This is a genomic window from Candidatus Protofrankia californiensis (assembly GCF_900634765.1).
GTDB classification, from domain to species: domain Bacteria; phylum Actinomycetota; class Actinomycetes; order Frankiales; family Frankiaceae; genus Protofrankia; species Protofrankia californiensis.
In genome coordinates this window covers 11,879-17,185 of sequence record NZ_CAAAFT010000128.1, presented here as the reverse complement: position 1 = coordinate 17,185, position 5,307 = coordinate 11,879, and the positions used below count along the sequence as shown (strand labels likewise).

4 protein-coding genes are annotated in these 5,307 nt (G+C 68.7%); 3 read left to right on the top strand and 1 reads right to left on the bottom strand.

The features are described from left to right. From DD1DGNOD_RS28970 to DD1DGNOD_RS07735, 3 genes are all read left to right on the top strand, one after another. Positions 1-1,093 (top strand): FAD-binding protein (locus DD1DGNOD_RS28970; RefSeq protein ID WP_241255537.1); only part of this gene is annotated, 1,093 nt, incomplete at its 5' end. Further along, complete coding sequence (locus DD1DGNOD_RS07740; RefSeq protein WP_131765908.1) at positions 1,093-1,851, top strand: succinate dehydrogenase/fumarate reductase iron-sulfur subunit; 759 nt, start codon at positions 1,093-1,095, stop codon at positions 1,849-1,851. The genes DD1DGNOD_RS28970 and DD1DGNOD_RS07740, both read left to right, overlap by 1 nt. A gap of 338 nt (positions 1,852-2,189) precedes the next feature. After that, entirely contained in the window at positions 2,190-3,992 is a 1,803-nt protein-coding gene (locus DD1DGNOD_RS07735) for an SdrD B-like domain-containing protein (RefSeq protein ID WP_131769767.1), read from the top strand. Between the two features lie 4 nt (positions 3,993-3,996). Here DD1DGNOD_RS07735 and DD1DGNOD_RS07730 read toward each other — a convergent pair whose 3' ends face one another. Beyond that, positions 3,997-5,187: a glycerate kinase gene (locus DD1DGNOD_RS07730; RefSeq protein ID WP_131765906.1), complete on the bottom strand. Its 1,191-nt coding sequence runs from the start codon at positions 5,185-5,187 to the stop codon at positions 3,997-3,999. Positions 5,188-5,307 lie beyond the last annotated feature (120 nt).

The window sequence follows — 5,307 nt, the reverse complement described above, 5'->3', positions numbered from 1 at the left end:
GGGACGTCGCTTCATGTTCGACTACATCCCACCGATCTTCGCCGCCGAGACCGCCGACTCCGAGGAGGAGGCCGACCGCTGGTACACGGACAAGAAGACCGCCCGCCGGCCACCGGAACTGCTCCCCCGGGACGAGGTGGCGCGGGCCATCAACACCGAGATCAAGGCCGGGCGTGGCTCGCCCCACGGCGGGGTCTATCTCGACATCGCCTCGCGCCGCGACCCGGAGTACATCCGGCGCCGGCTGCCGTCGATGTACCACCAGTTCACCGAACTCGCCGACGTCGACATCACCCGCGAGGCGATGGAGGTCGGCCCGACCTGCCACTACGTCATGGGCGGCATCAAGGTCGACCCGCCGACCGCAGCGGCGACCGTGCCGGGGCTTTTCGCCGCGGGCGAGTGCGCCGCCGGCATGCACGGCTCCAACCGGCTCGGCGGCAACTCCCTGTCCGACCTGCTGGTCTTCGGACGGCGGGCAGGGCTGTACGCGGCCCGCTACGCCCAGTCGGTGCCTCCGCACAAGCGAGCCATGGCCGACGATGCGCAGATCGACGCGGTCGCCGCGCAGGCCCTCGCGCCCTTCGACACGACCTTCACCCAGGACACCACCAAGGTCGGCGCGTCCCACACCAACCCTCCGGAAAACCCCTACCAGCTCCAGAACGACCTCCAGGAAGTCATGCAGCGCCTGGTCGGGATCATCCGGACCGAGCCCGAGCTCGCCCGGGCGCTCAAGGAGATCGAAACGCTGCGCTCCCGCGCACGGCACGTCGCGGTCGTCGGGCACCGTCAGTACAACCCGGGCTGGCATCTCGCCCTCGACCTAGGATCGCTGCTCACCGTCGCGGAGTGCATCGCCACAGCCGCGCTGGCCCGCCGGGAAAGCCGCGGCGGGCACACCCGCGACGACTACCCGTCCGCGGACCCGGCGTTCGCGACGCTGAACCACGTGCTCCGCCTACATGACGAACGACTCGTGCTCACCGCCGAGCCCCTGCCCGCGATGCCACCGGAGTTCGCCGCGCTGTTCGAACAGGCCGGCGCGGGCATCCCAGCCGGAACAGCATCAACCGGTGAGAAGGGTTCCTGATGACAGGATACGATCTTTCACTTCGGGTGTGGCGAGGCGACTCCGGCGGCGGCGATCTCCACGACTACACGGTCGGTGTCGAAGAGGGCATGGTCGTCCTGGACGCGCTGCACCGGCTCCAGCAGACGCAGGCCCCGGATCTGGCCGTCCGGTGGAACTGCAAAGCCGGCAAGTGCGGGTCGTGCAGCGCCGAGGTGAACGGCCGCCCCCGACTGACGTGCATGACCCGCCTGAACCTGTTCGCGCCCACGGACACCGTCACGGTGACGCCGCTGCGGACGTTCCCGGTGATCCGGGATCTTGTCACCGACGTCTCGTACAACTACGAGAAGGCCGCGCAAGTGCCGGCATTCGCGCCCGGAACCCCGGCGGGAGACGACGGGCATCACCGGATGAAGCAGGCCGACGTCGACCGCGTCCAGGAGTTCCGCAAGTGCATCGAGTGCTTCCTGTGCCAGACGGTCTGCCATGTCATCCGTGACCACGAGGAGAACAAGCCCGTTTTCGCCGGCCCACGGCTGATGATCCGGTACGCCGAGCTGGAAATGCACCCGCTGGACACGCATGATCGGCGGGCACTGCTGCGCGGACAGGCCGGCATCGGCTACTGCAACATCACGAAATGCTGCACGGAAGTCTGCCCGGAGCACATCGCGATCACCGACAACGCCATCATTCCGCTCAGAGAAAGGGTCGTCGACGCCTCCTACGACCCGATCACGCGGCTCGGCAACCGCATCCTGCGCCGTCGGCGCTGACCCGTCCACGTCGGCGCTGACCCGCCCACGTCGGCGCTCCCTACCTCGCGCTTGCCCGTCACGACCGAGTCAGTTACCCTTCGCATCGGAATGCATTCGGCACTTCCACGTGTGCCACTTTCAGGTGTGCCAATGGTGGCTCAAACTTCGGGGGCGACGCGGTGGCCGGATGCGGATCCGTCCTCACACCAGGGACGGTCAAAGAGCCGAAGGCAGCGCGATCATGTTTCTTTCGCGCTCGGGGTCCGGAAGCCGATCCGGAAGGTCCGCCAGGTCCAGGTCCCCGGTTCGCTGCCAGGATCGTCCTCGTTCCTGCCGTCCTTTTCACAGCGCTGGTCATGATCGGGCAGCCCGCCACCGCGCAAACCGCCACCGCGCAAACCGCCACCGCCCAACCGGAGATCACGGGAGCCGCGGTGACCCGCCACCTTTCAATCGTCCAACTCGGCGATTCGTATTCCGCTGGGAACGGCGCGGGTGCCGGTACCTATGACACCGGTGACGGACCACGCGGATGCCACCGCTCGGCGGTGAACTGGGGCGAGCGGTACGCACAGTGGCTGCGGGACGAGCGCGGATATGACGTCACCTATGTGAACCGGGCGTGCAGCGGCGCCGCCACGGACGATCTCCTCAACCCGCACAAGGCGGATCAGCGCAGCTATTGGACCCCGCTGCGCGCCGGCGAGACCGGGAACGACCCCGCTGTCCTCGGTCGCCTGCGGCAGGACTGTTCGGCCGGGTTCGGGCCGGAGGAATCCGCTGAGATCGGCCCGGTCAACGTCACCTACGGTATCGCGAGCGCCGTGTGCACCCGGGTGATCGCGTCTCAGATCAACGCGGTCGGCGCGGATACCGACCTCGTCCTGCTGACGATCGGCGGCAACGACGTCCGGTTTGCCGACATAGTGCTCAGGTGCTTCGCGTTCGGGATACCGAAAGCGCTCGGGATACCCGCCGGAGACATCGCGGAATGCGAACGGCTCACCCGGCGGGCGACGGGGGATCTCACGCTGGTCCAGACACGCCTGGTCACCCTGCTCACCCGCCTGCACCAGCGGATGCCGGCCGGAGGACGCGTGGTCCTGCTCACCTATCCTTACCTGTCCAGCCGGAAACACTATCCGCCGCCAGGCATACATCTGCCGCCAGGCACGCAGACCACCTTCGGGGACACGACGTTCGACCCCTCGGCCGCGGTTCGGACGCTCGGCGACCGCGGGGACGCCATACAGATCACCGCGGCGGACACGGTGAACCAGTCGTTCGGCTTCACCGGAGCGTCCGACCCCGCTGCGCACACATGCTCGCCCGACACCCTGCCGGTGGATTCAGCCGACACGCCAGGCCGCTTCGTCACGGTGGTCGACACCGTCAAATGCCATTTCGCCGGCCACGAACCGGACCCGGCCATCGGCCAGCGGAACCCGGACCGCTGGATGAACGAGTTCCTCGACGGTTTTCTCACCCTCGACCAGAGCCTGATCTACCATCCGAACAGCGAAGGCCACAGACAGCTGGCCAACCTGCTCAAGCCGTTCGGTGATTTCGGTGCTTCGGCCCGGTCGAGCATCAGCGGTAACGCCTACCTGGACGCCGATCGGAACGGGCGTCAGGACCTGGGCGAGCCCGGCGCGCCCGGCGTGGCAATCCAGTTGACCGGCACGAATCCGGACGGGACGGCCATCCGGCGGGACACGACCACCAACGCCTCCGGGGCCTGGACATTCCGCGATCTCGTACCGGGTGTGTACGCGGTCCAGGAGGACACCCCCCGCGGCGGATCTACCGCCAGCACAGCCCTTGGCCCGGGCACGTTCACCGACATCGTTCTCGACCGGGTCGGTAGCACCGCGACCGGGTACACCTTCGCCGTGCAAAACGTGCGATCCGTGCAGGCGGTCCAAACCGGTCGAGCCAGGCGGACCGGGCAGGCCGAGTTGGTCGAGCACACCGAGCAGTCCGAACAGACACCGCAGTCTCTTCGAGCCGCCCGGACGGAGGACGTCGGTGGCACGCTCCTTCCGCTCGCGGTGGCTGGGGCGATGCTTTCCGTCGGCGTTCCAGCGACGATCATGATGATCCGCCACCGGACCCTCTCCGCCCCGCGGAGCGAGGACGAACCGGTCAGTCAGGGCTGATCAGTCAGATCGGCCGGGACCGGTCGCGGTGCGAAGACCCTCCAGCGGGAAGACCGTCCAGCAGACGGGGGGCAAGGCGACGCAGCAGGTAACCCGCCTGGGACATGCTCACCCGCGCATCGGGTTCGGACTCGGCGAGGGTACGCACCGCCGAGAAACCGGCGCCGGCCAGTGTCGAGGGATCCAGGAGCGAGCGTCCCGCCACCACGACGACCGGTACGCCGGCCGCCCGCGCACGTGCCGCGACGCCGGCAGGGGCCTTTCCATGCAGTGTCTGCTCGTCCAGCGACCCCTCCCCCGTCACGACCAGGTCGGCCCCGCGCAGCGCGTCATCGATACCGACAAGATCGAGTATCAGGTCGATCCCGGAATGTAACCGGGCGCCGAGCAGCGACAGGGCGGCAAAGCCGACACCGCCGGCAGCACCCGCCCCCGGGGTCTGCCGGTGATCGGTTCCGGTCACGGACATCACGATCAGCGCCCACCTGCTCAACGCCTGCTCCAGGAACACGACGTCGGCCGGCGTGGCGCCCTTCTGCGGGCCGTACACGGCGGCGGCGCCGTGCGGGCCCAGCAGCGGATTGTCGACGTCGCACGCGACAACCAGCTCGGTGTCGCGCAGTCGCGGGTCCAGCCCGGACAGATCGACATCATCGAGGACGGCGAGGGACCGCCCGCCCCGGTGGCGCTGCCGCCCCTCGGACCCCTCGAAGTCGGAGCTCTCGGAGTCGGATCCCTCGGGTAGCAGGACGGCACCCAGCGCCTCGACCAGTCCGGCGCCGCCGTCGGTGCTCGCGCTCCCCCCGATACCGAGCACCACCCGCCGGCAGCCAGCCTGGATGGCGGCGGCGACCACCTGACCCGTCCCATAACTGGACGCGGTCAGCGGCGCGGGACATCCGCCTGGCAGACGGCGCAGGCCGCAGACATCGGCCAGTTCGACGACCGCGGTGCCATCGAGCTCGGCATAGGCCGTGTCGACAGGCTCGCCCGTGGGCCCCTCGGCCCGCACCGCAACCCGCCGGTATCCCGCCGACAGCGCGGCCTCGACCGTGCCGTCACCGCCGTCCGCAACGGGCAGGGACACCGTGTGCACGTCGGGACGGGCCTCATGCAGCCCCTCAGCCAGCGCCGCGCACACCTCGGCGGCACTCAGCGAGCCCTTGAACTTGTCGGGTGCCAGGACAACACGCATCACAACCGCCAGCCCAGCACATCAGCAGACGCCACTGCCAGCCCCGTCGTCCCGGTGGCCCCGGACCAGACCCCATCAAAGCCGTAGGTAGAAACCGCTATTATCACGATGAAAACCACC

What these genes read in the sequence shown, in the direction of transcription:
- DD1DGNOD_RS07730 (WP_131765906.1), bottom strand. Translation starts at nt 5,187, where the DNA reads ATGCGTGTTGTCCTGGCACCCGACAAGTTCAAGGGCTCGCTGAGTGCC.
- DD1DGNOD_RS07740 (WP_131765908.1), top strand. Translation starts at nt 1,093, where the DNA reads ATGACAGGATACGATCTTTCACTTCGGGTGTGGCGAGGCGACTCCGGC.
- DD1DGNOD_RS07735 (WP_131769767.1), top strand. Translation starts at nt 2,190, where the DNA reads ATGATCGGGCAGCCCGCCACCGCGCAAACCGCCACCGCGCAAACCGCC.